The 25,859-nt window shown below is 73.2% G+C and carries 27 protein-coding genes; 9 read left to right on the top strand and 18 right to left on the bottom strand.

Features of this window, described 5'->3' with window-relative positions; genetic code table 11:
- Both CCN39_RS03735 and CCN39_RS03730 read right to left on the bottom strand, forming a co-directional pair.
- On the bottom strand, window positions 1–946 hold a 946-nt coding region (locus CCN39_RS03735; protein WP_086838405.1), incomplete at its 3' end, for a HAMP domain-containing protein.
- Window positions 943–1,617 carry a response regulator transcription factor gene (locus CCN39_RS03730; protein ID WP_086838410.1) on the bottom strand — a complete coding sequence of 225 codons (675 nt, stop codon included), beginning with the start codon at window positions 1,615–1,617 and terminating at the stop codon, window positions 943–945. The genes CCN39_RS03735 and CCN39_RS03730, both read right to left, overlap by 4 nt.
- A gap of 101 nt (window positions 1,618–1,718) precedes the next feature.
- On the opposite strand from CCN39_RS03730, the gene CCN39_RS03725 reads away from it, so the two are divergent.
- Window positions 1,719–2,969 (top strand): aspartyl protease family protein, encoded by a 1,251-nt coding sequence (locus CCN39_RS03725; RefSeq protein ID WP_086838404.1) that lies wholly within the window; start codon window positions 1,719–1,721, stop codon window positions 2,967–2,969.
- Window positions 2,970–3,239: 270 nt separating this feature from the next.
- Here CCN39_RS03725 and CCN39_RS49210 read toward each other — a convergent pair whose 3' ends face one another.
- From CCN39_RS49210 to CCN39_RS03715, 3 genes are all read right to left on the bottom strand, one after another.
- Complete coding sequence (locus CCN39_RS49210) at window positions 3,240–3,413, bottom strand: hypothetical protein (RefSeq protein ID WP_244210602.1); 174 nt, start codon at window positions 3,411–3,413, stop codon at window positions 3,240–3,242.
- A 95-nt stretch (window positions 3,414–3,508) separates the two neighbouring features.
- A complete protein-coding gene (locus CCN39_RS03720) occupies window positions 3,509–4,678 on the bottom strand; it encodes a zinc-dependent alcohol dehydrogenase (protein ID WP_086838403.1) in 1,170 nt (389 codons plus the stop codon).
- Entirely contained in the window at window positions 4,675–5,118 is a 444-nt protein-coding gene (locus CCN39_RS03715; RefSeq protein ID WP_086838402.1) for an SRPBCC family protein, read from the bottom strand. Before CCN39_RS03715 ends, CCN39_RS03720 begins: the two co-directional genes overlap by 4 nt.
- A 140-nt stretch (window positions 5,119–5,258) precedes the next feature.
- Between CCN39_RS03715 and CCN39_RS52540 the strand changes: the two genes are divergently transcribed.
- Both CCN39_RS52540 and CCN39_RS03705 read left to right on the top strand, forming a co-directional pair.
- Window positions 5,259–5,387 carry a hypothetical protein gene (locus CCN39_RS52540; RefSeq protein WP_279629556.1) on the top strand — a complete coding sequence of 43 codons (129 nt, stop codon included), beginning with the start codon at window positions 5,259–5,261 and terminating at the stop codon, window positions 5,385–5,387.
- Between the two features lie 59 nt (window positions 5,388–5,446).
- Complete coding sequence (locus CCN39_RS03705; protein WP_143263934.1) at window positions 5,447–5,701, top strand: hypothetical protein; 255 nt, start codon at window positions 5,447–5,449, stop codon at window positions 5,699–5,701.
- Window positions 5,702–5,705: 4 nt separating this feature from the next.
- Here the strand turns inward: CCN39_RS03705 and CCN39_RS03700 are convergent, their stop codons facing one another.
- From CCN39_RS03700 to CCN39_RS03680, 5 genes are all read right to left on the bottom strand, one after another.
- Window positions 5,706–6,431, bottom strand: a complete 726-nt coding sequence (locus tag CCN39_RS03700; protein WP_244210601.1) for a GAF and ANTAR domain-containing protein — start codon at window positions 6,429–6,431, stop codon at window positions 5,706–5,708.
- A 41-nt stretch (window positions 6,432–6,472) separates the two neighbouring features.
- Window positions 6,473–7,165, bottom strand: a complete 693-nt coding sequence (locus tag CCN39_RS03695; RefSeq protein ID WP_086838399.1) for an ANTAR domain-containing protein — start codon at window positions 7,163–7,165, stop codon at window positions 6,473–6,475.
- Window positions 7,166–7,485: 320 nt separating this feature from the next.
- Window positions 7,486–8,232: an ABC transporter permease gene (locus CCN39_RS03690; protein ID WP_086838398.1), complete on the bottom strand. Its 747-nt coding sequence runs from the start codon at window positions 8,230–8,232 to the stop codon at window positions 7,486–7,488.
- The gene (locus tag CCN39_RS03685) at window positions 8,229–8,987 is read right to left on the bottom strand and encodes an ABC transporter ATP-binding protein (protein WP_086838397.1); all 759 of its coding nucleotides are present in this window, start codon (window positions 8,985–8,987) and stop codon (window positions 8,229–8,231) included. Before CCN39_RS03685 ends, CCN39_RS03690 begins: the two co-directional genes overlap by 4 nt.
- Window positions 8,984–9,982: an ABC transporter substrate-binding protein gene (locus CCN39_RS03680; protein WP_244210600.1), complete on the bottom strand. Its 999-nt coding sequence runs from the start codon at window positions 9,980–9,982 to the stop codon at window positions 8,984–8,986. Before CCN39_RS03680 ends, CCN39_RS03685 begins: the two co-directional genes overlap by 4 nt.
- 314 nt (window positions 9,983–10,296) lie before the next feature.
- Here CCN39_RS03680 and CCN39_RS03675 point away from each other — a divergent pair, with 314 nt between their 5' ends.
- Window positions 10,297–12,225 (top strand): glycoside hydrolase family 44 protein, encoded by a 1,929-nt coding sequence (locus CCN39_RS03675; protein WP_244210599.1) that lies wholly within the window; start codon window positions 10,297–10,299, stop codon window positions 12,223–12,225.
- Between the two features lie 177 nt (window positions 12,226–12,402).
- On the opposite strand, the gene CCN39_RS03670 is transcribed toward CCN39_RS03675, so the two are convergent.
- The 4 genes from CCN39_RS03670 to CCN39_RS03655 form a co-directional block, all read right to left on the bottom strand.
- Complete coding sequence (locus CCN39_RS03670; protein ID WP_143263933.1) at window positions 12,403–13,275, bottom strand: hypothetical protein; 873 nt, start codon at window positions 13,273–13,275, stop codon at window positions 12,403–12,405.
- Window positions 13,276–13,390: 115 nt separating this feature from the next.
- The gene (locus CCN39_RS03665; protein ID WP_086838394.1) at window positions 13,391–16,141 is read right to left on the bottom strand and encodes a helix-turn-helix transcriptional regulator; all 2,751 of its coding nucleotides are present in this window, start codon (window positions 16,139–16,141) and stop codon (window positions 13,391–13,393) included.
- 70 nt (window positions 16,142–16,211) lie between these two features.
- Entirely contained in the window at window positions 16,212–16,673 is a 462-nt protein-coding gene (locus tag CCN39_RS03660; RefSeq protein WP_086838393.1) for a hypothetical protein, read from the bottom strand.
- A 34-nt stretch (window positions 16,674–16,707) separates the two neighbouring features.
- Window positions 16,708–17,280: a VOC family protein gene (locus CCN39_RS03655; protein ID WP_086838392.1), complete on the bottom strand. Its 573-nt coding sequence runs from the start codon at window positions 17,278–17,280 to the stop codon at window positions 16,708–16,710.
- Window positions 17,281–17,505: 225 nt separating this feature from the next.
- Between CCN39_RS03655 and CCN39_RS03650 the strand changes: the two genes are divergently transcribed.
- The 4 genes from CCN39_RS03650 (at window position 17,506) to CCN39_RS03635 (ending at window position 19,924) form a co-directional block, all read left to right on the top strand.
- Window positions 17,506–17,916 carry a DUF6153 family protein gene (locus tag CCN39_RS03650; RefSeq protein WP_086838391.1) on the top strand — a complete coding sequence of 137 codons (411 nt, stop codon included), beginning with the start codon at window positions 17,506–17,508 and terminating at the stop codon, window positions 17,914–17,916.
- 55 nt (window positions 17,917–17,971) lie between these two features.
- Window positions 17,972–18,553 (top strand): DUF305 domain-containing protein, encoded by a 582-nt coding sequence (locus CCN39_RS03645; protein WP_086838390.1) that lies wholly within the window; start codon window positions 17,972–17,974, stop codon window positions 18,551–18,553.
- 82 nt (window positions 18,554–18,635) lie between these two features.
- Window positions 18,636–18,998 (top strand): BlaI/MecI/CopY family transcriptional regulator, encoded by a 363-nt coding sequence (locus tag CCN39_RS03640; RefSeq protein ID WP_086838389.1) that lies wholly within the window; start codon window positions 18,636–18,638, stop codon window positions 18,996–18,998.
- Window positions 18,995–19,924 carry a M56 family metallopeptidase gene (locus CCN39_RS03635; RefSeq protein WP_086838388.1) on the top strand — a complete coding sequence of 310 codons (930 nt, stop codon included), beginning with the start codon at window positions 18,995–18,997 and terminating at the stop codon, window positions 19,922–19,924. Before CCN39_RS03640 ends, CCN39_RS03635 begins: the two co-directional genes overlap by 4 nt.
- A 6-nt stretch (window positions 19,925–19,930) precedes the next feature.
- Here CCN39_RS03635 and CCN39_RS03630 read toward each other — a convergent pair whose 3' ends face one another.
- The 3 genes from CCN39_RS03630 to CCN39_RS03620 are packed head-to-tail and all read right to left on the bottom strand — an operon-like array spanning window position 19,931 to window position 23,355.
- Window positions 19,931–22,186 (bottom strand): heavy metal translocating P-type ATPase, encoded by a 2,256-nt coding sequence (locus CCN39_RS03630; RefSeq protein ID WP_086838387.1) that lies wholly within the window; start codon window positions 22,184–22,186, stop codon window positions 19,931–19,933.
- 19 nt (window positions 22,187–22,205) lie between these two features.
- Window positions 22,206–23,102 (bottom strand): DUF8832 domain-containing protein, encoded by an 897-nt coding sequence (locus CCN39_RS03625; protein WP_086838386.1) that lies wholly within the window; start codon window positions 23,100–23,102, stop codon window positions 22,206–22,208.
- A gap of 28 nt (window positions 23,103–23,130) precedes the next feature.
- Complete coding sequence (locus CCN39_RS03620) at window positions 23,131–23,355, bottom strand: heavy-metal-associated domain-containing protein (RefSeq protein ID WP_434781081.1); 225 nt, start codon at window positions 23,353–23,355, stop codon at window positions 23,131–23,133.
- A 325-nt stretch (window positions 23,356–23,680) separates the two neighbouring features.
- Here CCN39_RS03620 and CCN39_RS03615 point away from each other — a divergent pair, with 325 nt between their 5' ends.
- Window positions 23,681–24,709, top strand: coding sequence for a C40 family peptidase (locus CCN39_RS03615; RefSeq protein WP_167454969.1), 1,029 nt, complete (start codon window positions 23,681–23,683; stop codon window positions 24,707–24,709).
- Between the two features lie 57 nt (window positions 24,710–24,766).
- On the opposite strand, the gene CCN39_RS03610 is transcribed toward CCN39_RS03615, so the two are convergent.
- Window positions 24,767–25,859: MFS transporter (locus CCN39_RS03610; RefSeq protein WP_086838385.1), on the bottom strand; the 1,093-nt coding region annotated here is incomplete at its 5' end.

Here is a 25,859-nt window from a genome sequence, read left to right as displayed (position 1 = left end):
CCACGGCGGCCACCGGCACCTTCTCGCAGGCCAGCTCGCGGGTGTCCCTGGCCAGCTGCACCAGTTCGCCGACGAGGTCGCCGAACTCCGCCGCCTGGGCCTGCAGCCGGTCGACGATCCTCGCCCGCCGTCCCGGCGGCAGAGCGCGGCCGGTGCGCTCGCTGCGGGCCAGCAGATCGATGTTGGTGCGCAGGCTGGTGAGCGGGGTGCGCAGTTCGTGCGCGGCGTCGGTGACCAGCTCGCGCTGCCGTCGCCGGGAATCCCGCAACGCACCCGTCATCGCGGTGAACGCCCGCCCGAGCAGGCCGACCTCGTCGCGGCCTGCCACGGGCACCGGGGTGTCCAGGTCCTCCGTGCGGGCGATGTGCTCGGCCGCGGCGGTCAGCCGGCCCAGGGGCGCGAGCGCGCGGCGGGCGAGCAGCAGGCCGGTCGCGCCCGCGACGACCACACCCGGCAGGCACACCAGGAACAACAGCGTGCGCAGGCCGGCCAGCGTCTCCTCGACGGGCACGAGGCTGCGGCTGATGGCCACGACGTCGCCATCGCCGACCGGGCGCAGCACCACCCGCACCGGAACCCCCGCCGCGGTGGTCCCGTCCCGCAGGGTCACCGCCGTCACGGCGTGGTCCGCCGGAGTGGTGACCACCGCGTCCACCCCGCCGGGCACGCAACCCGCGCCGGCGGCCCGCAACAGCTGGATGCCCTCCAGGAACCGCTGCAAGTGCCGCGTGGCCGGATCGCACAGCAGCGACTTGCCGGCCATGGTGGGCCCGGCCGCCCCCTCGCGCATGGTGGCGAGCGTCGGGACCTCCTGGCCGAGCAGGGTCCGGTCAAGCTGGGCGAGAAGGTGGTGCCGGGTCGCGAACCAGGTGACGCCCCCGATGCCGACGACCGCCGCCGCGACCACCCCGGCCGTGATCGCCGCCACCCGGCCGCGGAGCGTCATCCGCCGGACCGGAGGACGAACCCGACCCCGCGCACGGTGTGCAGGAGACGGTCGCCGCCCGCCGCCTCGGTCTTGCGGCGCAGGTAGCCCACGTAGACGTCGAGGGTGTTCGCCCCCGGCGGGTGGCCCCAGACGCGCTGCTGGAGGTGAGCGCGCGTGAGCACCCGCCGCGGCGCGTACAGGAACTCGCGCAGCAGCTCGAACTCGGTCGGGGTCAGCGTGATCGGCCGGCCGTTCCTGGTCACCTCGCGGGTGACCGGATCCAGGACGAGGTCCGCGTGCCGCAGCGGCTCGCGCCGCGGATCGGGAGCCTTGTGCCGCAGGAGCGCGCGCAGCCGGGCCAGGAGCTCCTCCAGCGCGAACGGCTTGACCAGGTAGTCGTCGGCGCCGGCGTCCAGGCCGGTGATCCGGTCGCCGAGGCCGTCCCGTGCGGTCAGCATGAGCACCGGCAGGCGCTGCCCGCCGGCCCGCAGCCGACGGCACACCTCCAGGCCGTCCACGCCCGGCATCAGCACGTCCACGACGGCGAGATCGGGCGGCGGATCGGCCGCGAGCCGGTACAGCGCCCGCTCGCCGTCGGCCGCGGTGTCCACCGCGTAGCCCTCGAACTCGAGGCTGTCCCGCAGGCTCTCCCGCACGTCCGGGTCGTCGTCCACCACCAGAAGCCGCACGAGCACAACGTAAACCCGGCGAAGCGGAACGCGCACCGCTCTCACGATCTTCTCAGCATCCGCCCAGGACGCTCTCATCCGCGGCCCGGCAGCGTGGGGCCATGACCGTTTTCCCCCGCCGCACCTTTCTCGCGGGCACCGGCCTCGCCGCCGCCTCGCTGCTGCACTCCGCGCCGGTCGCCGCGGCCGCCCAATCCACCGACCCGGACCGGTTGTTCTCCGACGGCTGGTTCGCCACCGCCGACCGCGGCTACGCACGGATCCTGGGCGAGCACCCCGACGACGCGCACGCCGTCGCACAACGGGGTTACATCGCCTTGCTGGGCAACAGGTTCGCCGACGCCGAGCGGTTCCTGTCGCAGGCGATCAGCCTGGGCGATCCCGCGTCGCGGCAGCGGCTCGCCGAGTGCTTCGTCCGGCAAGACCGGCACGACCGCGCCGTGCCGCTGCTCCGGTCCACCGGCGACCCGCGCGACCAGGCCTACGCCGAGCTGTATTCGCACCTGGACGGCCCGGCGTGGCAGGTGCACGGAGCGGCGGACACGCGTCTGCCGTTCCTCATGACGGACCCGGTGCCCGCCGTCGAAGCCTCGGTGAACGGCGGTTCCCCCAAGGGTTTCCTGCTCGACACCTACGCGCCGCTCGACCTGAACCAGGCCGACGCCGAGGAAGCGGGGCTCCGCTCACTCGCCACCGTGCCCGGCAAGGCCATGGGCGGGCCGATCACCATCCACCTGGGCATCCTGGAATCGCTGCGCGTCGGCGACATCGAGCTCCGCAACATCCCGATGCAGTGGGCCGACATCCGGCGGCCCGCCCTCCCGGACGGCGCGCAGCCGGCCGGCGTGCTCGGGACCACGGTCTTCTACCACCTGCTGGCCACGATGGACTACGCCGGCCGGGCCCTTCGGCTGCGGCACCGGACGGCCGGGTGCCGGACAGCGGGCCACCCGCTGCCCCTGTGGCTGGCCGGCGACCACTTCCCCTGTTCGCTGGGCAGCGTGCTCGGCTACGGCCCCCGCGTGGTCACCCTCGACACCGGCGGGCTCGCCCACGGCCTCGACACCACCGTGGAACTGGCCGAGCGACTGGGCATCCCCGTGGACCGCGCCCACCCGCAGCAGATGGGCGGCACCACCGTCTACCCGATCACGGCGGAGCGGATCAGCCTCGGCGCGGCGACCGGGCACGACGTGCGCGGCTTCGCCTCCGAACGCGGCGGCCTCGGCATTCCCGGACCCGGCCAGGCCGGGCAGTTCGGGTTCACGCCCATCGCGAACTTCACCCACGAGTTCTTCAAGCCGTTCGCGGTCACGTTCGACTACACGGCCATGCGGCTGTTCGTCCGCTGACGCGCCGGTCCGGTCAGTCTTTCGCTGGTGCCGGCGGCCGCTGAGAGTTGTCGAGCCACCGACTCGACCTCTGCGGCGTCGTGACCCTGGACGCGAGTTCGACGATGACCTGGCCGGCGGCGGCGAGCACCAGGTTGCCCCACGGGCGTAGAACGCCAGTTCGCCGGCCTTGGGGGCGGGGCTCTCCGGGGCTTCGGCGGTGGAAGTCGTTCAGGTTCAGCGTGAGCGGCAGGCGAGCGGCGAAATCGCGGGCAGCGCGGCGCGCCAAGATCACGCCGGAGCAGGCCGGGCTCGCCGGTACAGCGTCCGCTCCTTGCCGGAGCGCGGTCGGGGCCGGGTGAGCACGTCGGCCTGGGCGAGGTGGAGCAGGTGGGCGCGTTCGGCGTCGTCGAGCCGCAGCGCGCGGGCGGTGGTGCGCAGCCGGTTCTGCCACCGCGAAGTCATCGGTGACGGGTACCCGCGCGCAGCGGCCGCCAAGCCCCGCGCGGCCAGTCCGCAGTGGACAGTGCGCGCAGCGGGCCGCCGGCGTTCACCGGGCTTCAGGGGTGCAGGACCGCTCGCAGGCAGTCGTCCTTCTTGTGCTTGAACAGGTCATAGGCGCGCGGCCCGTCGGCCAGTGGCAGGCGGTGCGTGGCCAGGTGGGCGGTGGACAGCTCGCCGCGGGCCATCCGGTCGAGCAGCATCGGCACGTAGCGCTGCCCGTGCTGCTGCGAACCCCGCACGGTCAGCCCCTTGTTGATCACCGCGCCGAGCGGGAACTTGTCGACCACGCCGGCGAACACGCCGAGGACGAACACCGTCCCGCCTTTGCGGCACGCGTAGATGGCCTCCCGGACCGCGTCGGGCCGGTCGGTCTCCAGCCGCAGCTGCTGCTTGACCTGGTCGTAGAGGTGGTGCGCACCGGCGCTGTGGGCTTCCATGCCGACGGCTTCGATGCAGACGTCCGGCCCGCGCCCGCCGGTGCGTTCCCGCAGCTCGGCGCCGACGTCGGTGCTGGAGTAGTCGATCGTCTCCGAGCCGATGTGCTGCTCGGTCATCCGCAGCCGGTAGCCGTAGCGGTCGATCGAAAACACCCGCTCGGCGCCGAGCAGCATCGCCGCCTTGGCCGCCATCTGGCCGACCGCCCCGCAGCCCCAGACCGCCACGGTGTCACCGGGCTGGACACCGCCGAGGTCGGCGCCCATCCAGCCCGTCGGCACCGAGTCCGACGCGAACAGCGCGGTGTCGTCGTCCATGCCGTCGGGGATCGGGAAAGCGCCGTGGTCGGCGAACGGGACGCGCACGTATTCCGCGTGGCTGCCCCGGAAACCCCCCATCGCGTGGGAGTAGCCGAAGATGCCGCCGGGCTCGTAGCCGAACAACGCCGAGCCGATGCCCGGGTTGGTGTTGCTGTTGTCGCACAACGCCCACAGGTCGTGCGCGCAGTACCAGCACCGGCCGCAGCCGATGAACGAACAGACGACCACCCGGTCGCCCACCTTGTGCTTGCGGACCGCCGAGCCGACCTCGACGACCTCGCCGGTGAACTCGTGGCCGAGCACGTCCCCGGCCTGCATGGCCGGGATGTAGCCGCCGATGAGGTGCAGGTCCGAGCCGCAGGTGGTGGTCGCGGTGACCTTGAGGAGCACGTCCTGCTCGTTGCGGATCTCCGGGTCGGGGACGTCCTCGACGGAGAGTTCGTCGACTCCTTGCCAGCACAGTGCTTTCACAGCCGTCCCTCCCCGCCCGCGCGCCGGGTGGCCAGGCGGACCAGCGCGCCGCCCGGCGTCGGCTGCCCGGTCGTCGGCGCGTCCGGGCGGATCACCTCGCCCGTCTCCAGCAGCGACTTGACGTCCCGCAGCGCGCTGCGGACCGGTTGCCGCGGGTCGCGCCCGGCGAGCCGGGCCGCGAGACCGCCCGGGCCCGGGTCCCGGAGCCGGGCCGCCAGCTCCGTCCCGCGGCCGCCGGGTGCCGGGCGCAGGCGGGTCTCGGCTTCCTCGGCGAGGCCCTCGAACGCCTCTCGAAGGCGCGGGTCGTTCTCGACCTCTTCGGGTCGCAGGTTGACCGTGACGCCGAGCCAGCGGTTCGGGGGGTCGGCGGCCTTCCGCCGCGCCGCGGCCGTGCCCACCGCGATCCCCGCGACGGCGACCGCTCCGATCGGCCACTTCATGCCGGTTCCTCGTTTCCTCGGGGTCAGGGGTCGAGGCCGGTTTCCCGCTTCCGCCCGGAACACACATCGATCGGGTGCGGTCCGGGAGTGTTCGTCCCCGGCGGCACCGGGTAGGCCGCCGACGACGAAGGGAGACCGGCATGCCCGACCAAGACCTTCCGCTGCCCGATCACGACCAGCTGCCGCTGGGCGAGCTGCGCCACCGCATCCGTTCCCTCGACGAAGCCGGCCTGCGGGCGTGTCCGGCACCCCCGGCGGTTCACCGGTGAGCGAGGCGACCGCGGCACCGGGCTCGCTTTTCCCGCCGGATGCGAGGACCGTCGATCCCATGACCTTCCCCGGACCCGGCTCCGGAAAGGAGCGGGAAGCCACCGCCCGGCACCTGCTGGCTCGGGTGCGGTTGCGCGCGGAGGCCAGTGAAGCCGTCGGCATCCTGCAGGTCTGGCACGCGTGCCGGCGCGACCAGGCCCGTGCCGACCTCGCCGTCACCACCGACGGGCAGGACACCGAGGCGCGCCGGATCATCGCGGTGGTGGACGACGCCGCGGACGGCCGGGCGGATCCCGACGCCCGTTGGGACTGACCGGTCAGGCGTCGCCGAACGCCGCGCGCGGATCGAGCGTCCGATCGGTGACCGCCTGGGCGACCTCCCGCAGGCTCCGGCCGGTGCGGGTGCTGTGGGCGGCCAGCCGCTCCCGCGCCGCGTCCGGTTCGATCCCGAGCGCGGCGGCCACCACGCCGACGGCCTGGCCGACGTGCACCCGGTCGTTCAGCGTGGCCAGCGTGCTTTCGGCCAGCCGGACCACCCGGCGCTGGTCGCGTTCCTGGGTCAGCCCCAGCGTCGCCAGGTCGGCGAGCGCCTGTGCTTGGCGCGTCTGCCGGGTGGAGAACTCCACGGGGTGGTCGTAGAACAGGTTCACGCCCCCGACCGCGTGGTCGATGAGGATCAGCGGAAAGGCGTACACCGCTCGATAACCGGCGGCCCTCGCCCGGTCGGTGAACTCCGGCCACCGCTGCTCGGCCGCCAGGTCGGCACTGGCGACGACGGAGGTGCCGTCGATGCAGTCGAGGCACGGCCCCTGCCCGCCCTGGGCCTGCAGCAGTTCGAGGAACCGGGCCCGCTCGTCGGAGGCCGAAAGCACGCTGACCCCGCCCCTCGGGTCCACCGTGAGCACCCCGGTCGCGGCGGCGTCCAGCACCGTGCCGCAGGCCCGCGTCACCGCGCCCAGGACGGTCAGCCCGTCGTGGTGGGCGGCCAGCAGCGCGGTGATGCCGGCGACGGCGTCGCTGAACGGATCCGTCGGAGTGCTCACGCCGCTCAATATACGACCACCGCACCGGCGAGGCCCGGCGGTCAGTCCGGTGGTGCGTCGAACCGGAGCTGGCGCAGCACGACCGCCCGCGCCACTTCGGTCAGCGGCAGCTGGTGGCTGAAGGCGTGCGCGCGCAGGCGCAGCAGCGCGTCCTCCAGGCTCACCTGCAGCTCGGTGGCCAGCATGCCGGTGGCGATGTTGACGTCGTCGTAGAACCCGGCGGTGTCGGGGCCGCCGGCCGGCGCTCCGGCGCTGTCGGCCAGCAGTGCGGTCGTCGCCATTTCGGCCAGCACGGCGGCGGCGGCCAGGTCGGCGGCCGCCAGGTCGCCCGGCCGCCGCCGGTAGAGGTCGAGGGTGCCGATCCGGATGGCGCCGACCTGCAGCGGGAAGGCGAAGATGGCCGCCGCTCCGGCCGCCAGCGCGCTGTCCGACAGCCCGGGCCAGCGGTCCCCGTCCGCGTCCAGGTCGCCGACCAGAACCGGCGCCCCGGTGGCGAAGGCCTCCACGCCGGGACCTTCGCCGACGGTGTACTGCAGCTCTTCCAGTGCCGCCACCCAGCCGCCGGTCGCCGCGGCCAGGTCCTGGACCCGGGACTCCGTGCGGATCGTGATCGCGGCGCCGTCGACGCCGGCCTCGGCCACCGCGACGGCGCACACCACCCCGGCCCAGCCGGATCCGGCGGGCGCGCGCTCGCTGACCAGCCGCCAGAGCCGCTCACGGCGCCGATCGTCCACCGCCCGCTACCTCCGCACGTCCGGCGACCACTGGGCGGGAAGGCAGCCCGCCAGGCCCCATCATCGCGCACGCACCGGTGGGCCGCCTCACCGTCGGTCCCGGCCGGTCGCACGGCGGCGTGCGCCCCGTGCTCCGCGGCACGCTCCGGCTGCCGAGGTTCTTCGTCCGGACCGGCCCTGCGGCCATCGCCTCGAGTCCACGCGAATGCCGGAAGGACCTCCTGCTCCGGGGTCGCTCCCGTCGGCGACTCGGGTTTCCTCCGCCCGGGCCGCGGGCGGGTTTCGACGACGGGCTGCCACGCCGACGGCCTCAGGACCGCTTACCGGTGTTCCTCGGCCCACGGCACCAGCTTCCGCTCGAGGAAGGCCAGTCCGTGGAACAGCGCGATGCTCATGATCGCCAGCAGGGTCATCGCGGCGAAGGCCAGTGACGTGTCGGCACTGGCGCCGGACTGCACGATGACGAAACCGAGCCCGGCGTCGGCGCCGACGAACTCCGCGATCACCGCGCCGATGACCGCCAGGGAAATCGCCACCTTGAGCCCGACGAAGATCTGCGGCAGGGCGTGGCGGAACCGCAGCTTGAAGAACTCCTGGCGGCGGGAGGAATCCCACGAGCGGAGCAGCTCGACGAGCTCGTGCGGGGTGGACTTCATCCCGGACGCGGTCGAGATGACCACCGGGAAGACGCACACCAGCACGACCAGGACCACCTTCGGTCCCTGGCCGAAGCCGAACCACACCACCAGGATCGGGGCGACGGCGATCTTGGGCACCGCGTTCATGGCGAGCAGGATCGGGTAGAACGTCCGTTCCAGGAGCGGGGAACGGACGATGAGCATCGCGAGCGGAACACCGACCACTGTGGACAGCAAGAACCCCTCGATGGTTTCGACCAGGGTGACCAGGCTTTGGCGGAGCAGATAGCCCGGCAGCTCGAGGAACGACGCGACCACGTCGGCCGGGCTGGGGACGAGGAACCGCTCGATGGAGAACACGATCGTCGCCAGCCACCAGAGACCGATGAGCGCCAGCAGCCCCACGACGGGCAGCAAGCGGCCCCTCACGCCGCTCCCCCGTCGACCGGTGCGGTCAGCAGCTCGCGCAGCTCACGGCCCGCCTGATCGACGTCGGGCCGCCCAGGCACGCGGGGCCGGTCGATGGCGAGGTCGACGATCTTGCGGAGCCTGCCGGGCCGCGGGGTGAGCACCGCCACCCGGTCGGCCAGCACGACAGCCTCTTCGATGGAGTGCGTCACGAACACGACCGTCCTGGGCTGTTCCAGCTGGATGCGTTGCAGTTGCCCGGAAAGCTCCGTCCGGGTCAAGGCGTCCAACGCGGAGAACGGTTCGTCCATGAGCATGACCGCCGGGGCGTGGATCAACGATCGGCACAGCGAGACCCGCTGCTGCATCCCGCCGGAAAGCTCGTGGGGCAACCGCTTCTCGAAGCCGCGCAGGCCGACCAGCTCCAGCAGCTCGTGCGCGCGGTCCCGGTAGGACCTCCGCTCCAGGCCGAAGATCTCGATCGGCAGCATGACGTTCGACAGCACCGAACGCCACGGCAGCAACGCCGGGCGCTGGAACATGACCGAGACGTCGCGGCGCGGCCTCGTCACCGGCTCGCCGCCGATGCGGATCCGGCCCCGGGTCGGCGGCAGCAGCCCGGCGATGAGCCGCAGCAACGTCGACTTGCCGCACCCGGACCGCCCGATGACCGCGACGAACTCGTTCTCGCCCACCGCCAGGTCGATTCCGGCGAGCGCCTGGACCGGCCCGGCCCGGCCGTCGAAGACCTGCGTCACGCCGTCCAGAACGATCACGGCCGGGGCACCAGCCCGAAGGAGACGACGTCGGCGGGGGTGAGCGCACCGGCCGGGACGGCTCCGGCGTCCGTGAGGGTGCCGATGATCTTCCGCACCCGGGCCTCGGCGACCTGGCCGAGCGGGCCGGTGAAGCCGGCCGGCCGGACGTAGGGCGCCATCAGCCCGATCTCGGCGCCCGCCACCCCCGCGTCCTGGGCCGGCTGGTACTTCTTGAGGATCGCGCCGAGCTCGCCCGCGTGCTCGATCGCGTAGCCGAGCCCCTTGAGCAGCGCCGCGGTGAACCGCCGCACCAGTTCGGGATTCCGGGCCGCGAGCTCCTTCGACGTGACGACCACGTTGCCGTACAGGTCGGGTACCAGGTCACCGTAGGGCAGCACGACCGCCTTCCTGCCCCGCGCCGCCGCTTCGATGAGCGGCCGGCCCACGACGAACTGCCCGATCCCGTCCACCTGCCCGGACGCCAGCAGCTGCGGAAGGGCGGGCGGAGCGGCCGGCACGAACCGCACCGAGCCCGGGTCGAGCCCGGCGGCCTTGGCGTAGACGGGGAACATCACCTGGTTCGTCGAGCCCGCCTGATCGGCGATCTTCTTCCCGGCCAGGTCCGCCGGCTCGGTGATGCCGCGGCCCTCGAGCGAGACGATCGCGGCGAGGGACCGCTGGTGCACCGCCGCGACGGCGGTCACCGGCAGCTTCTCCTTCGCCACGGTGATCGCGGTGGCGGTGAAGTCCGCCGTTCCGAAGTCCGCCCGGCCGCCGGCGACCAGCTTGAGCACGTCCACCGTGCCGCTGCCCGGCGTGATCGTGACATCGAGCCCGGCTTCGGCGAAGAAGCCTTTCTCCTGGGCCAAGTAGGCGTAGGCGTCCCGGCCGAAGGTGCCGAACGACGTCAGGTAGCCGACTCGGTCCCGGCCGGCGGGAGGCGGGCCGGCGGCCCCGCCGCAGGCTGTGGTGACCAGCGCGATCGCGAGCAGGACAACCAGACCAGGCCTCATGACGCCCTCCCCGACGCAACTGACGGTCTTGTCCTGCCAGGATCGCCCTCCTTCGTGACCATGAACAACCGCTGACCGCATGAACAGGCAGCCCTTGCCGCGCAGATCCGCGGTGCCCGCGAGCTCATCACCGCGCCGTCCTCTGAACCCACTCTCCCGCCACCGGCGGCGGAAAATTTTCCGCGGCCATCCGCTCGCCGCGCCAGGTCAGCGCGCCGGGAGCGGCGACGACCGCCCATCGGCCGATTGACGACCGGGCCGCGGCCGGTAGCATATGGGAGCGCTCCCACAAGCCCGGCGGCAGGAGTTTCCTCATGGGTGCTCGACGACGACACCACTTCAGGCCCGGAACGGCGAGCGGCTGCGTGCTGGCCGCGGTGCTGACCACCCAGGTCATCGCCGCGCCCCCGGCTTCCGCCGCCGGGCTCGGCCTGTCGGTGGACGTGTCCGCCGCCCGGCACCCGATCAGCCCCGGCATCTACGGCCTCAACGGCGGCGATCCGGCGTTCAACGCCGAAATCGGCCAGACGGTCGCGCGTTGGGGCGGCAACGCCACCAGCCGCTACAACTTCAAGAACCACACCTACAACACCGGCAGCGACTGGTACTTCGAAAACATCGTCGCCGACCAGGAGCACTCCGTCGAGGGGATGGTCGAGTCCAACCTCGACCGCGGCATCAAGCCGGTCGTCGCGGTGCCCCTGAGCGGCTGGGTGGCCAAGGACTCGCCGTCGGCACACCCGTTCGCCTGCGGGTTCCCGGCGACCCGGTTCCCCCGGCAGGACGGCTTCGACCAGTGGGATCCGAACTGCGGCAACGGCAAGCTCGACCAGCAGAACCTCACCGGCGTCCCGACCGACACCTCGATCCCGGCGGACGCGGCGTTCGACGGCGAGATGGTGTCGCACCTGGTGGACCGGTTCGGCACGGCGGCGCAGGGCGGCGTGCCGATCTACGAACTCGACAACGAGCCGGTGCTGTGGTCCAGCACGCACCGGGACGTGCACCCCGACCCGGTCTCGAACGACGAACTCGGCAGCAAGGGCACCGCGGCCGCCACGGCGATCAAGGCCGCCGACCCCAGCGCGGCGGTCCTCGGCCCGTCCGGCTGGGGGTACTGCGAGTGGGTCGCGTCCGGAGTGGACGGTTGCGGGCCTGGCGTCGATTCGGCCGCGCACGGCGGGCTCAACCTGTCCCAGTGGTACCTGAAGAACATGAAGGACTACAGCGACGCCCACGGGGGAAAGCGCTACCTCGACTACTTCGACCAGCACTTCTACCCGCAGATCAGCGGCGACAAGACGCCCGAAGCCAACGCCCTGCGGCTCCGGTCCGTCCGATCGCTGTGGGATCCGACCTACGTCGAGGAGTCCTGGATCGGCCCGAGCGGCGTCAACGCGCCGCCGCTGCAGTTCATCCGCACGATGAAGTCGTGGGTCGACCAGTACAACCCCGGGACCAAGACCGCCATCACCGAGTACAACTGGGGTGCGCTGGACGACATCAACGGCGCGCTGGCGGAGGCCGACATCCTGGGCGTCTTCGGCCGGGAGGGCCTCGACCTCGCCACGATGTGGGGCGAGCCCAAGCCGACCGACCCGGGCGCGTACGCGTTCCGGATGTACCGCAACTACGACGGCGCGGGCGGCCGGTTCGGTGACGTCAGCGTGTCGGCGACCGCCGCCGACCAGGGGCAGCTGGCGGTGTACGCGGCGCAGCGGTCCTCCGACCAGGCCCTGACCGTCATGGTCGTCAACAAGACCGGCGGCGACCTGACCTCACCGCTCTCGGTGGCCGGGTTCGACAACGCCGGTGCGGCCCAGCGGTTCACCTACAGCCCGGCCAACCTGAACGCCATCGTGCGCGGCGGCGATCTCCCGGCGGACACCGGCCGGATCGACGCGACCTACCCGGCGAACTCGATCACGCTGCTGGTCCTGCCGGCGGCCGGGTGCTCGGCGAGTGTGCACGTCAACGGCGGCTGGAGCACCGGGCACGTCGCAACGGTGACCGTCACCAACGCCCGCCACACGGCGATCACCGGGTGGCGCGTCAGCTGGACCTGGCCCGGCGACCAGCAGGTCACCAACTCGTGGAACACCACCCTGAAGCAGAACGCCGCGAGCGTGATCGCCACCGACGCCGGCTGGAACGGCCCGATCGGTGCGGGCGGCAGCACCACCTTCGGGTTCCAGGCCACCGGACCGGCACCCCCGCCGGCGCTGACCTGCACGCCTGCCTGAGGATGCCCGCGAGCCGGCGGCGCGGACCACGCCGGGCCGCCGCCGTGCGGTAGCGGGCGGGCTCGGCGGCTCGGCGGCTCGGCGGCTCGGCGGCTCGGCGGCTCGGCGGCTCGGCGGCTCGGCGGCTCGGCGGCTCGGCGGCTCGGCGGCTCGGCGGCTCGGCGGCTCGGACGGACGCTACGCCCGGTGACCGCCGATGTGATCCAGCCGCGCCGCGGCCGGCCGGTGCCGGGAAATGGCGGCCAGCCCGCCGGTGACCACCGCGAGCTCGGCCACCGCGACCGCCGCGAAGGTGTACGCCGCGGCCGGGCCCGCGGTGAAGTCGTCGCGCCGGACGAGGACCGCGATCGCGATCAGGGTCAACATGACCGTTTGCACCTCGAGCTGGAGGCGTACCCGCGGCGCGCGGCCGTCCGCCGCGATGAGCACGTTGGCGAGGCCGAGGGCGTACACCGCGGCCAGGGTGCGCGCGGTCAGCGGAGTGACCGCCCACGGCCACAGGCCGCCCACCGGGCCCGGCAGGGCGAACAGCCCGGCCGCCACGAGCAGCTCGGCCAGGCCGGTCGCGCCGAGCACGATCCGGACGGCCGTCGGCAGCCGGGGATCCGGGGCGAGCACCGCGCGCCGGGCCGCCCGCGTGTTCCGCACGGCGATCGCGACCACGAAGACAGGAGCGGCGAAGTACAGCGCGGCCCACGCCACGAACGAGACGTGGCCGTGGGTGAACCGGTCCCAGTGCAGCACCGTCGTGACGCCGAGCACGGACGCGAACAGCGCCACCGGCGGGAACCCGAGCGCGACCTCCGACCACCGCTTCGCCGTCGCCACGCGCACGAAGAAGAACGCGCCTCCGATGTAGACCGCGGCCAGCAGCATCGCCGTGAGTGGCGGCTTGATCCCCCAGGCGAACAGTTCGAGCGTCCGGGTCGGCATCAGGTAGCAGATGACGAAGGCCGCCACGAGGAACGGCACGATCACGAGAGCGAGCACCCGGGTGGCGGGGAGCACCCGGTCGGCGGAGTCCTCTTCGGACGGTCGTGGAGTGGTCATCGGGCTTGCCCATCACGGAGGGGGTCGACCGGGCGGTCCCGGCTGGGCCTACCGAACGAATATAAGCGCCGGAACGGGGACCACCCATGACGGTTGTCTTACGGGCCCGCCGGGCTCAGGCGAGGGCGGCGTCGCGCAGCTGACGGCGGGAGCTGATCCCGAGCTTGGTGAAGATCTTGCGCAGGTGCCATTCGACCGTGCGCGGGCTGAGGAACAACCGGGTGCCGATCTCGGGGTTCGAGTAGCCTTCGGCCGCCAGCCGGGCGATCTGGAACTCCTGCGCGGTCAGCTCGCCCGTCGGCTCCACCGTGCGCTTCCGCGCCGTCTCCCCGGTGGCCTGCAGCTCCCGCCGGGCGCGGTCGGCGAACGCCTCCAGGCCCATGGCGGACAACTGCTCGTGGGCCGTGTGCAGGTGCGCGCGGGCGTCCACGCGGCGGCCCTCGCGGCGCAGCCATTCGCCGTACAGCAGGTGGCTGCGGGCGAGGTCCACGCGGAGCGTCGTCCCTTCGAGGTGCGCGAGCGACTCGCGGTAGGCGGCTTCAGCTTCGGTTCCGGTGCTGCACAACGCGCGCACCCGGGCGGCCAGCCCCTGTGCTTCCGCGGTCCCGCCCTCGCCGGCGCGCTCCGCCGAGCGGGTGGCCGCGGCCAGGAGCTGTGCTTCGTCGCCGGTCCGTGATGCCGCTTCGGCCAGTTCGGTGGTGGCGAGGCCCTGGAACCCCACCACGTCCTGGTCGAACACCCGGCGGGCGGCGGCCAGGGCGGCGTCGTGACGGCCGAGACCGTTGTACAGCACCGCCCGCCCGTAGTCGGCGAAGGTCACCAGCCGGAGCTGGCCGCGCGCCGAGGCCTGGCGCACGGTGCCGTCGAACAGCTCAGCCGCCCGGGCCTCCCGGCCGCGGAACGCCTCGAGCAGCATCGCCGCGTAGCCGACCGGCGCGTTGCCGGTCACCTCGGCGATCACGCGGTCTTCCTCGGCCGACGCCGCCGCCGCGGCGAGTTCGCCCGCGAGCAGCTCGTTGACGGCGAGGAAGTTGAGCGCGAACTGCAGCTGCACGAGCGCACCGGCGTCGCGGGCGAGCTGGACCTGACGCGCGGCGAAGTCCCGCGCCGCCGCGAAGTCCGCCGCTTCGGTGGCGATCATGCCGCCGGCCCGGTTGCCCAGCAGCCAGAGCACCCGCCCGGCGCCCTCGGCCTCGACGTCGAGGGCCCGCACCGCCGCCAGGGCCCTGGTCAGCAGCGGTGCCGCGGCCCGGTAACCGTCGGTGAACCGGGTGGCCAGGGCGTCCAGGACGAGGTCGACGGCGCGCGGCGGCACGGGCGCCGGGGGCGCGGCACGGGTGGCCTCGGCCGCCGCGACGAGACCGTCCCGGTCCGCACCAGCCCACAGCGCCGCCGCCAGCGCTTCCAGGTACGTTTCCCGCGCCCGGCTCGCGTCCAGCGGGCCGAGCCGCCCGGCCGCGCGCAGCAGCAGCCGGGCCGCGTCGCCGCCGCGCCGCTGGTCGAACGCGATCTGCCCGCGCAGGCGCTCGGCTTCGGCGGCGCGCCCGGCGTCCGGCGGTCCGGCCGTCGCCGAGTCGAGGAGGCCGAGCGCCTCGTCGAGCGCGCCGGCGTCCCGCTTGACCGCGGCCGCCGCGAGTTCGCGTTCCGCGCGCCGGGCGGGCTCGGGCGTCAGCAGCGCCGCCTGCTCGAGGAACGCGGCCGCCGCGACCAGGCCGCCGCGGGCCTGGGCCCGGCCCGCCGAGCGTTCGAGATCGGCCGCGACGTCCTCGTCCGGGGAGACCGTCGCCTGCGCGCGGTGCCAGGCACGGCGGTCGGGGTCGCGGTCCGGGTCGGTCACGTCCGCCAGGGCCCGGTGCACCTCCTGCCGGTCCCGGGCCGGCGCCGACCGGTACACCGCCGACCGCACCAGCGGGTGGCGGAACCGGATCCGGCGGCCGAACTCGATCAGCCCGGTCGCCTCGGCCGCGGCCGCGGGGTCGGCGCCGAGCCCGAGCCGGCCGGCCGCGGCCCAGAGCAGGGTGGCGTCGCCGAGGGGCTCGGCGGCGGCGATGAGCAGGAGCCGCCGGGTGTCGGCGGGCAGCGGCTCCAGCTGCTTGACGAAGCAGTGTTCGATGCGCCCGGCGAGCGGCCCGGCCCCGGGCTGCCCGAAGCCGTCGGCCAGCTCGGCTGCCGTCCACGCGCGGGGCAGTTCCAGCAGCGCCAGCGGGTTGCCGTGGGCTTCGGCGATGACCCGGTCGCGGACCCGGCCGTCCATCGGTCCCTTGACCACCGAGGCCAGCAGCGCGTCCGACTCGGCCTCCCCCAGGCCGCCGATCGGGAGCTCCGGCAACCCGGCCAGGTCGAGTTCGCGGCCGGTCTCCCGCAGCGCGAAGACGACCACGATCCGCTCGGCGAGGAGCCGCCGGGCGACGAAGGCGAGCACCACCTCGGACATCCGGTCGAGCCACTGCACGTCGTCGACCAGGCAGAGCAGCGGCTGCTCCTCGGCGACGTCGGCGAGCAGGGTCAGCACCGCCAGCCCGACCAGGAACCGGGTCGGCCGGGCACCGGAACTCAGCCCGAACGCCGTGCCGAGCGCGGCGCGCTGGGGTTCGGGAAGGCGGTCGAGCCGGTCGAGGAACGGCGCGCACAGCTGGTGCAGCCCGGCGTAGGCCATCACCTGCTCGGATTCGACGCCGGCGGCGCGCGCGACGCGGAATCCCCGCGCCTGCGCGTGGGCGTACTCGAGGAGGGCGGTCTTCCCGATCCCGGCCTCGCCGCGCAGGACCAGCACCCGGCCCTGCTCCGACCGGGCCTCGGCCAGGAGGCGGTCGAGCGTGGCGCGTTCGCTGTGCCGCCCGATCAGCGCCGGTCCACGCCCCGGCATGCGAACCTCCCACGACCGCCCGGCGACGATCGTGCCGGGTCACCGAACCCTAGCGCAGGCGGCCGGCACCTCACGCGTCGTCGTGGGCGCCCGCGTACCGCGCTTCGACGGCCTTGGCCGTCTTGGCCAGCTCCCCGCCGAGGACCCGCTTGCCCAGGAGCCCGAGCAGGCCCCCGAGCAGCCGGCCCTTGAGGTTCTTGCCCTCCCGGACCACCACGGCGTCGACCTGGGTCGTCCCGTCGGCCAGCCGGGTGAAGGTGTAGGTGTGCCCGGAGGCGCCGCCCCACGTGTTGGAGTCGGTGGTCGTCATGACGACCCGGGCCGGATCGGACCAGTCGTACCGCAGGCGTTCCCAGATGCCGCCCGACCCTTCGGTGACGTCGGCGTGGCCCGGGCCCTGCTCGTGCACCCGCAGGTACTCGTCCGCGCTGCGGCCGAAGAGCTTGGCGCGCTCCGGGCCGAAGTCGGTCAGCCCGGCGAGGAACTGTTCGGGCGAGGCGGTGGTCACCTGGCGGAGGTGGATCGTGGACATTCTTCGTCTCCTAGGAGGGGGTGGTGAACGGGGTTCAGGCGTCCTGGTGCTCGGCCATGTACCGGGCGTACCAGACGGGCCACTCGGCGTCGTACTGCCCGGTTTCCTTCTCGTGCTCGCCGTGCGCGGCCGCGGCCGCACGCAGCGCCCGCTCGAGCTGCTGCGCCGAGTCGTACGTCACGCCGGTCACGCGTCCGGGGAACCGGGTGGTGATCTCCTGGAGCAGCCACGTGTTGCCGTCGGGGTCGCTGAAGGACGCGAACGACCCGTAGGTGCCGTGGGCGGGGTGCACGCCCGGGGCGAAGGCGCCGGTTTCGTCCCGGTGGAACACCTCGCTGACGTCGACGCCGTGCCCGGCCAGCTCGGCGCGGGCGGCCTCGATGTCCTCGACGACGAGGTAGGTGCCGCGGACCGAGCCGGGGGCGGCGTCGGTGATCCCGGTGCCGAAGTGGACCGACGCCGGCGACCCCGGCGGGGTCAGCTGGACCACCCGCGCGGCACCGAAGACGATGTCGGCGTCTTCGCGCCAGCCGAGCGTCTTGTAGAAGTGCTTGGTCCGGTCGACGTCGGCGACGGGCAGGACCACGACCTCGAGTTTCATGTCCATGATCGGCAACTCCTCTGGGTTTCTCGCGGCGGGTTCGCCGCTCGAGACCCAGAGTGGCCCCGGGCGGGTCCCGTTCGCCCCAGGGAGACACCCTGGTCGGTCCCGGGCCCGGGCACGGGACCGAAGGGAGTGGACCTTCGCGCCGGGCACTCCGATCGGGCAGAGCTACTACGGCAAGTAGTACTACCCCGGAACCGGCGCTCGTGCGGTTGATACGGTGAAGTCGTGACGGCCCACCGGCTCGGCAAGGTGCAGCAGGTTCTCCTGCTGTGCGCGCTGGCCCTCGGCGTCGTCGCGATGCACCACGTCGGGATGGCGAACGCCGCCGGGGCCACCGCGATGCACGCGATGGCGGATCCCGGGCCGCAGGTGGCCGGCGCTCCGATGGAAACCGGCTCCGGCGAACACGATCCGGGCCTTCCGGGCGGCCTGCACGACGTCCTCCACCTCTGCCTGGCCGTCTTGTGCGCGGCCGGCGCCCTTCTGCTGGCCGTCGTCGTCTTCCTCGGTGCTTCGCGGTGCACCGTGAACCACCGGCGAAACGGTTCCCGTGGCTCACCGGGCCCGGGCCGAGGACGTCCGCCGGACCGCGGCGGCCGCGCCATCCTCACTTCTCTGTGCGTTCTGCGTACGTGATCGAGCGGTTTCACCCGACCGTCGGATCCCGCTCGTTCACAGAGAAAGATTTGTCATGCGCAAAAACTTCGTCATCGGAGGCGTCGTGCTCGCCTCCGCCGTCCTGCTCGGCGCCTGCGGCGGCAACGACTCCATGCCCGGGATGAACGCCGGCTCGTCGGCACCGGCGACCGCCGCCGGGCAGAACGCCAGTGACGTCATGTTCGCCCAGCAGATGGTTCCGCACCACGGCCAGGCGCTCGACATGGCGAAGCTCGTCCCGTCGCGCAGCACCAACCCGAAGGTGCTCGACCTCGCGAGCCGGATCGAAACGGCCCAGGACCCCGAAATCCGGCAGCTGCAGGGCTGGCTGACCGCCTGGGGCGCCGGCATGCCCGGCATGGACCACGGATCCGGCGGGTCGATGCCCGGCATGATGTCCGACGCCGACCTGAAGCAGCTCGAGGCCGCCAAGGGCGCCGAGTTCGACAAGCTGTGGCTCGGCATGATGATCAAGCACCACCAGGGCGCGATCGACATGGCCAAGACCGAGCTTGCCCAGGGTGGCAACGCCGACGCCAAGGCGCTCGCGCAGAAGATCGTCGACGCGCAGCAGGCGGAAATCACCGAAATGCAGGGCCTGCTCACGCAGAGCTGATCACCGGTCGCCGGGGCGGCCACCGCCCCGGCGACCGGCCGCGGCCCGGGAAGCGGGAAGTATCCTGCCCACCGGAGGTGCCATGCTGGGTCTGGGCGAGCTCGAAGCGTCGGTGATGGACGTGCTCTGGGACGCGGCGGAACCCTTGCGGGTCCGTCAGGTGCTCGACGAGCTGAACCGGCACCGCCACCTGGCGTACACGACGGTGATGACCGTCCTGGACAACCTGCACCGGAAGGGCTGGGTCGTCCGCGACCTGGAGAACCGCGCCTACCACTACCGCGCCGTCACCACCCGCGCGGAAGCGACCGCGCAGAGCCTGCGCGAGGTGCTCGACTCCGTCGACGACCGCGAATCCGTGCTGCTGCACTTCGTCAGCACCGTCAGCGAAGAGGAATCGGACGTCCTCCGCCGGGCGCTGCGCCGGAAGCCGAAGAAGCGGTGATCCTCGCCGCCGCCCTGCTGCTCGGCACCGTCGCGGTCGGCTGGTGGTCTCCGTGGCTGCTGAGCAGGCTCACCGCGCGGATCGACCCGCGGACGGCGATCGCCTGGTGGCTGCTCACCGCCGCCGGGGTGGCCGGCGCGACGGTGGCCGGGGTGCTGCTGCTCGTCCTGCCGGGACACGGCCCGGCCGACGCGGTCCTGCGCCGGCTCCACGACTGCTGGGCCGCGCTCGACCACGACGAGCTCCCCGCACTCGACCCCATCGCCGGCACCATCGCGGGACTCGTCCTGGCCACCGCGACCGGCCGGCTGGCGATGACCTGGCTCGCCCGGCGGCGCCGGCGGACCGTCCTGCACCGGCGGCACCTGACCGCGCTGCGGCTCGCCGGCGCCCGCGACACCCGGCCGGTGCCCACCCTGTGGCTGCCGGACGCGCGGCCGATCGCGTACAGCCTCGGCGGCCGCCGGTCGCTGGTGGTCGCCAGCGACGGGCTCGCGGCGCGGCTGACCAGGCGCGAGCTGGGGGCCGTGCTGGCGCACGAACGCGCCCACGTCCAAGGGCACCACCACCTGCTCACCGGCTGGGCGGAAGTCCTGGGCCGGACACTCGGGTTCGTGCCGCTGATGCGCGAGCTGCCCGCGGCGACGCGGCTGCTCGTGGAACTGGCCGCCGACCAGGCGGCCGCCGCGCAGTGCGGACACGAGCCGCTCCGCTCGGCGCTCCGGTCGATCCGGGCGGTGGACGGGCCGCCGCGCGCCCTCGCCATGGCGGGCGGCGACACGGCCATCCGGCTGAGCCGGCTCGACACCGCCGCGGCGCCCGCACCGCGGTGGACGACCGTCGCCGGCGGTGTCGCCGCCTTCCTCGCCCCGCCCGCGATCGCGGTGGCCCTGGTGCTGCTCACCGGTTTCGCCGTCTGCCGCTGAGCGTGTTCAGGCCCGGTTCGCGGACCGGGAGGTGAAGCCGCGCAGCCGCAGGCTGTTGCCGACGACGAAGACCGAGCTGAACGCCATCGCCGCGCCCGCGATCATCGGGTTCAGCAGCCCGGCCGCCGCGAGGGGCAGCGCCGCCAGGTTGTAGGCGAACGCCCAGAACAGGTTGCCCTTGATCGTCCGCAACGTGCGCCGGGACAACCGGATCGCGTCGGCCACCGCGCGCAGGTCGCCGCGGACCAGGGTGATGTCGCTCGCCTCGATCGCGACGTCGGTTCCGGTGCCCATGGCCAGCCCGAGGTCGGCCTGGGCCAGCGCCGGCGCGTCGTTCACGCCGTCGCCGACCATGGCCACGACCTTGCCTTCGTCCTGCAGCCGCTTGACCACGTCCAGCTTGTCCGCGGGCAGGACCTCGGCGATCACCTCGTCGATGCCCACCTCGTCGGCCACCGCCCGCGCCACCGCCGTGTTGTCCCCGGTCAGCAGCACCGGGGTCAGGCCCAGCTCACGCAGCTGGACGATCGCCTCGGCCGACGTCGGCTTGACGGTGTCGGCGACCACCAGGACGCCGCGGGCCGCACCGTCCCAGGCCACCGCCACCGCGGTCTGCCCGCGCTCCTCCGCCGCGGTTTTCGCGGCCGCGAGGTCGCCGGTCAGCGGCTGGCTCCAGTCCGCCAGCAGCGCCGTGCGGCCGACCAGGACCGCGTGACCGTCGACCACGCCCTGCACCCCGAGACCTTCGACGTTCGTGAAGTCCTCGACCGCCGGGAGGTCGACGCGCTCCCGGGCAGCTCGCGCGATCGCCGTGGCGATCGGGTGCTCGGACGCGTCCTCCAGCGCCCCGGCCAGCCGCAGCAGCTCCTCTTCGTCGACGCCGTCGGCCGTGTGCACGGCGGTGAGCGTCATCCGGCCCGCGGTCACCGTGCCGGTCTTGTCGAGCACCACGGTGTCGACGCGGCGGGTGGACTCCAGCACTTCCGGGCCCTTGATCAGCACGCCCAGCTGGGCGCCGCGGCCGGTGCCGACGAGCAGCGCCGTCGGCGTGGCCAGGCCGAGCGCGCAGGGGCAGGCGATGATCAGCACCGCGACCGCGGCGGTGAACGCCGCCGCCGTGCCGACGTCGGTACCGAGCCAGAACCCCAGCGTGGCGGCCGCGAGGCCGATCACGATCGGGACGAACACCCCGGAGACCCGGTCGGCCAGCCGCTGCACCTCGGCCTTCCCGCTCTGGGCGTCCTCGACCAGCTTGGCCATCTGCGCCAGCTGCGTGCCCGCGCCGACCCGGGTGGCCCGCACGACCAGCCGCCCGCCCGCGTTGACGGTCGCGCCGGTGACCGGGTCGCCTTCGCCGACCTCGACCGGCACCGATTCCCCGGTGAGCATCGACGCGTCGACCGCGGACTTGCCCTCCTCGACCACGCCGTCGGTGGCGACCTTCTCGCCCGGCCGCACGACGAACCGGTCCCCGACCGCCAGCTCCGCCGTCGGGATCCGCACCTCGGCGCCGTCCCGCAGGACCGCGACCTCCTTGGCGCCCAGCTCCAGCAGCGCCCGCAGCGCGGCACCGGCCCGGCGCTTCGACCGCGCCTCGAAGTAGCGGCCGGCCAGGATGAACGTGGTGACGCCGGCGGCGACCTCGAGGTAGACGTTGCCCGCGCCGTCCGACGGCGCGATCGTCAGCTCGAACGGGTGCACCATCCCCGGCGTGCCGGCCGTGCCGAACAGCAGCGCCCACAGCGACCACGCGGACGCCGCCAGCACCCCCATCGACACCAGCGTGTCCATCGTCGCCGCACCGTGGCGCAGGTTCGCCCACGCCGCCCGGTGGAACGGCCACGCGCCCCAGGTCACCACCGGCGCGGCCAGCGTCAGCGAAATCCACTGCCAGTACGTGAACTGCCACGCCGGGACCATCGCGAAGAGGATCACCGGGACCGTCAGCACCGCACTGGTGATCAGCCGCTGCCGCACCGGCCGCGCCGGATCCTCTTCGTCCACTTCGGACTCGGTGCGCTCCGGCCGGGGCAGGGTCGCGTGGTACCCGGCGGCCTCGACCGTCGCCACCAGGGAGGCCGGGTCGACGCCTTCGGATGCGTGCACCCGGGCCTTCTCGGTGGCGTAGTTGACCGACGCGGTGACGCCGTCGAGCTTGTTGAGCTTGCGCTCGATGCGGTGGGCGCAGGACGCGCAGGTCATGCCACCGATCACGAGTTCGATCTCGGTCACCGGGCCGGAGGTGGCCGTGGTGCTGATCATGATCGTCTCCGTTCGCGGTTCAGTGGCCGTGGCCGTCGGCGGGCGCGGCAGCGTTCCCGGCCGTCGTGACGGTGAACTCGGCGGTGCGCACGACGTCGCCGTGCTTGAAGTCGAGGAACAACCGGTAGGTCCCCACGCTCGGGACCTCGGCGGCGAACTTCACCCGCGGGCCCGCGGCCGTCTTGCCGTCCCCGGGTTCACCGTCGGGGTGGACGTGCAGGTAGGCGAGGTCGCCTTCGCGCAGCGCGACCAGGTGCCCGTACGCGGCGAGGTACGGCTGCAGGTCGGTGACCGGCACGCCGCCGCGGCTGACGGTCAGCGTCAGCGGGGACGTCTTCCCGGCCGTCAGGTCGCCGGCGAGCTCGACGGTGTAGCCGTCCACCTGGGCGGTGCGGCTGGGCGCGTGGACCGCCGGCCGGTAGTCGCCCGCGACCGACAGGTCCACGCCGAGGGTCATCGGCTCGCCGCCCGTGGGCGCGAAGTCGGCGAACGCGCGGTAGGAACCCGCGGCGGCCAGGGCGAGCGGGACGCTCCAGGTGCCGTCCGGCGCCATTTCCGGATGGACGTGCCGGAAGCCCGACGTGTCCCGGCGGACCACGATCAGGTGCAGCTTCTTCTCGTGCTCGACGTCGAACCCGGTGACGGGCCTGCCGTCCGGACCGGTGATCGTGAACGAAAACCGGCCGGCCTCCGGAGTCGCGCCGGCCGGGGTGAACGTGTAGCCGTCCTTGCTCGACGCCAGCCCGCCCGGCAGGTCGTCCACCGGAGTGGTCATGCCCGCGTGGCCGCCGCCCATCTCCCCGTGTTCGCCGGTCGCGGCCGAAACCGGACCGGCCGCGTTCCCGACGGCGAACCCCCCGGCCGTCAGCAGGACGAGCGCCCCGCCGAACCCGGCCAGCCGTGCTGTGGTGTTCATGACTGCTTCCCTCCCATCCCGGCCGGAGCTACCCGGCGAGCGTGTACCCGGCCTCCTCGACGGCCGCGCGGACCTGCGCGTCGCCGACCGGCCGGTCGCTGGTGACGGTGACGGCCCCGGTGGGCAGGTCGACCGCGACCGCGGTGACACCGTCGATGGCGCCGACCTCCTCGCTGACCGAAGCCACGCAGTGCGAGCAGGTCATGCCGGTCACGGTGTAGCTGCTGGTGATCACGGGTTCGCGTTCGTTCATAGCCTCACCGTACCCCTAGGGGGTATGAGTATCAAGTGAGCCGGCTCTCACCCTCTCCGGTCTCCACTATCACACTTAGTACTATTGGCCATCGCACAGCGTGACTTGGCTTCCTGCAACGACTTTCTCGCCGGATCAGGTGGACACCACCGTGGTCTTTTCGTAACCTGGCCGAGATCTCGTGGCCGTTGCCGCCGACCGGAGGGCACCACGGGATCGCCGCCGGCGCGGCGTTGTCTCCGAAGCCGGGACCCCACGCGATCCAGCCGGCGGACGACGAGCAAAGGAGACCTTCGCGACCGTGCAGTCGCAGCCCCTCCGGCGAATGGTTTCGGGCATCCTCGCGGCGACCTCGGTGATCCTCGTGGTCACCGTCGCCCAGCCCCAGGCCATCGCCGCCCCCGTCCCCGCACCGCAAGCCCCGCCCGGTTCCTCGGACGCACTGGCCAAGTACCGCGAACTCGCGGCGGAAGCCGAAAAGCTCAACGAGGACCTGCTCAAGGCGCAGGCTGATCTCACCACCAGGCAAGGCGAACTCGACAAAGCCGACAACGACGTCACCGCGGCGAAGGACCAAGGTGCCAAGGCCGTCGCAGATCAGCGGAAGTACCAGACCGAAGTCGACAAGTTCGCCGGCGCGTCGTTCACCAGCGGCGTCCAGCTCAACAAGTTGTCGGCACTGCTGTCCGGTACGTCCACACAGGACTTCCTCGACCGGTCCTCGGCACTGGAAGTGCTGGCCACCGGCAAGAACGCCGCGCTGGACAACCTGACCGGCGCCGTCCGGCAGGCGACCGACGCCACCACCAAGGCCTCGGACGCCGCGAAGCGAGCTCAGCAAGCCCGCGACGCGGCGGCCCAGCTGACCGAGGACATCAAGGCCAGGCAGAAGTCCCTCGACGGGCAGATCGAGCAGGTCAAGGCCGCCAACCGGAACCTGAGCGCCGCCGACAAGGCCGCGCAGCGCGACACCGGCGGAACGGCACCCGACGTCAAGGCACCGACGGCGGCCGCCCAGACCGCGGTCGACGCCGCGTTGAGCAGGCTCGGCAAGCCCTACGTCTGGGGCGCCACCGGGCCCGACTCGTTCGACTGCTCGGGCCTGCTGCTCTGGGCCTACCGGAAGGCCGGCATCACGCTGCCGCGCAACTCCGCGGCCCAGGCGCAGTACGGCACGTCGATCCCCCGTGACCAGCTGCAGCCCGGCGACCTGGTCGCCTACTATTCGCCGGTGTCCCACATCGGGATGTACCTCGGCGACGGCAAGATGGTGCACGCGCCGACGAGCGGCGACGTCGTGAAGATCTCGCCGCTGCAGAGCCAGTACGCCGGCGCGACCCGGCCGACCGCGTAGCTGCGCCGGGCCCGTGGGCCGGGGCGGCATCGCGTGATGCCGCCCCGGCCCACGGGCCTACTCGGGCGTGTCCAGGCTGGTGCGCAAGGAGACCGGCTCGAGCAGGACCGCGGCGAGTACGCCGAGCACCGCGACCCCGGCGGAAATGGCGAAGACGTGCCCGGTGGCGTTGCCGTAGGCCACCGGGGCCGGGACGCCGTGCGCGGTCGCGCCGGCGACCTGGCGGGCCAGGATCGCGCCGAGGACCGCGACGCCGATCGTGCCACCCAGTGACCGGAAGAACGACACCGTGGCGCTGGCCGCGCCGACATCGCGCAGGGACACCGCGTTCTGCACGACCAGGACGAAGTTCTGCAGGGTCATCCCGACACCCGTGCCGATGAGCAGCATCGCCACCGAGACGACCACCAACGGGGTGGACTCGCCGATGAAGCCGAGCCCCGCGAAGCCGACGGTGAGGCTGATCGAGCCGGTGACGAGGTACGGCTTGATGCGCCCGGAGCGGCTGACCCTGCGTCCGGCGGCGATCGAGGAAACGAGGATGCCCGCCATCATCGGGATGGTCAGCAGGCCGGCTTCGGTGGGCGTGTGGCCGCGGCTGACCTGGAAGTACTGGCTGAGGAAGACCGCCGCGCCGTACATCGCGGTGCCGGCGGCGAGGCTGCCGAGCACGGCCAGCGCGGTGGTGCGCTGCCGGATGATGCGGGGCGGGACGACCGGCTCCGCGGCGCGCGTCTCGGCCCACGCCGCCAGCGCGAGCAGGACGACCGTGCCGCCCACCATCGTGCCCGTCTGCCAGGACCACCACGGGAACGCGTCGCCGGCGAACGACACCCAGATCAGCAGCAGGCTGACCCCGCCGGTGATGAGGGTGGCACCCCAGTAGTCGATGCGGACGTCGACCCGGCGGATCACCGGCAGGCGCAGTGTCAGCTGCAGCACGACGAGGGCGATCAGGGCGACGGGGACCCCGATGAAGAAGCACCACCGCCAGCCCAGCCAGGACGTGTCGACGAGGAAGCCGCCCAGCAGCGGCCCGCCGATCGTCGACAGCGCCGTGACGCTGCTCTGGTAACCGGCGTAGCGGCCGCGTTCGCGGGGCGGGATCATCGCGGCGATCGCGATCTGGACCAGCGGCTGGAGGCCGCCG

It is taken from the genome of Amycolatopsis kentuckyensis, from assembly GCF_002155975.1.
Taxonomy (GTDB): Bacteria; Actinomycetota; Actinomycetes; order Mycobacteriales; family Pseudonocardiaceae; genus Amycolatopsis; species Amycolatopsis kentuckyensis.
The sequence above is the reverse complement of the archived record's forward strand: the minus strand, read 5'-3'. Positions and strand labels throughout refer to the sequence as shown.

Bases quoted from the DNA above. Each gene is read 5' to 3' on its own strand.
- CCN39_RS03620 (WP_434781081.1), bottom strand. From the start codon at position 23,355: ATGAACGAACGCGAACCCGTGATCACCAGCAGCTACACCGTGACCGGC.
- CCN39_RS03665 (WP_086838394.1), bottom strand. From the start codon at position 16,141: ATGCCGGGGCGTGGACCGGCGCTGATCGGGCGGCACAGCGAACGCGCC.
- CCN39_RS03715 (WP_086838402.1), bottom strand. From the start codon at position 5,118: ATGAAGTGGCCGATCGGAGCGGTCGCCGTCGCGGGGATCGCGGTGGGC.
- CCN39_RS03645 (WP_086838390.1), top strand. From the start codon at position 17,972: ATGCGCAAAAACTTCGTCATCGGAGGCGTCGTGCTCGCCTCCGCCGTC.
- CCN39_RS49210 (WP_244210602.1), bottom strand. From the start codon at position 3,413: ATGACTTCGCGGTGGCAGAACCGGCTGCGCACCACCGCCCGCGCGCTG.
- CCN39_RS03625 (WP_086838386.1), bottom strand. From the start codon at position 23,102: ATGAACACCACAGCACGGCTGGCCGGGTTCGGCGGGGCGCTCGTCCTG.
- CCN39_RS03675 (WP_244210599.1), top strand. From the start codon at position 10,297: ATGGGTGCTCGACGACGACACCACTTCAGGCCCGGAACGGCGAGCGGC.
- CCN39_RS03615 (WP_167454969.1), top strand. From the start codon at position 23,681: ATGGTTTCGGGCATCCTCGCGGCGACCTCGGTGATCCTCGTGGTCACC.
- CCN39_RS03640 (WP_086838389.1), top strand. From the start codon at position 18,636: ATGCTGGGTCTGGGCGAGCTCGAAGCGTCGGTGATGGACGTGCTCTGG.
- CCN39_RS52540 (WP_279629556.1), top strand. From the start codon at position 5,259: ATGCCCGACCAAGACCTTCCGCTGCCCGATCACGACCAGCTGCCGCTG.
- CCN39_RS03630 (WP_086838387.1), bottom strand. From the start codon at position 22,186: ATGATCAGCACCACGGCCACCTCCGGCCCGGTGACCGAGATCGAACTC.
- CCN39_RS03680 (WP_244210600.1), bottom strand. From the start codon at position 9,982: ATGAGGCCTGGTCTGGTTGTCCTGCTCGCGATCGCGCTGGTCACCACA.
- CCN39_RS03655 (WP_086838392.1), bottom strand. From the start codon at position 17,280: ATGGACATGAAACTCGAGGTCGTGGTCCTGCCCGTCGCCGACGTCGAC.
- CCN39_RS03725 (WP_086838404.1), top strand. From the start codon at position 1,719: ATGACCGTTTTCCCCCGCCGCACCTTTCTCGCGGGCACCGGCCTCGCC.
- CCN39_RS03705 (WP_143263934.1), top strand. From the start codon at position 5,447: ATGACCTTCCCCGGACCCGGCTCCGGAAAGGAGCGGGAAGCCACCGCC.
- CCN39_RS03670 (WP_143263933.1), bottom strand. From the start codon at position 13,275: ATGACCACTCCACGACCGTCCGAAGAGGACTCCGCCGACCGGGTGCTC.
- CCN39_RS03660 (WP_086838393.1), bottom strand. From the start codon at position 16,673: ATGTCCACGATCCACCTCCGCCAGGTGACCACCGCCTCGCCCGAACAG.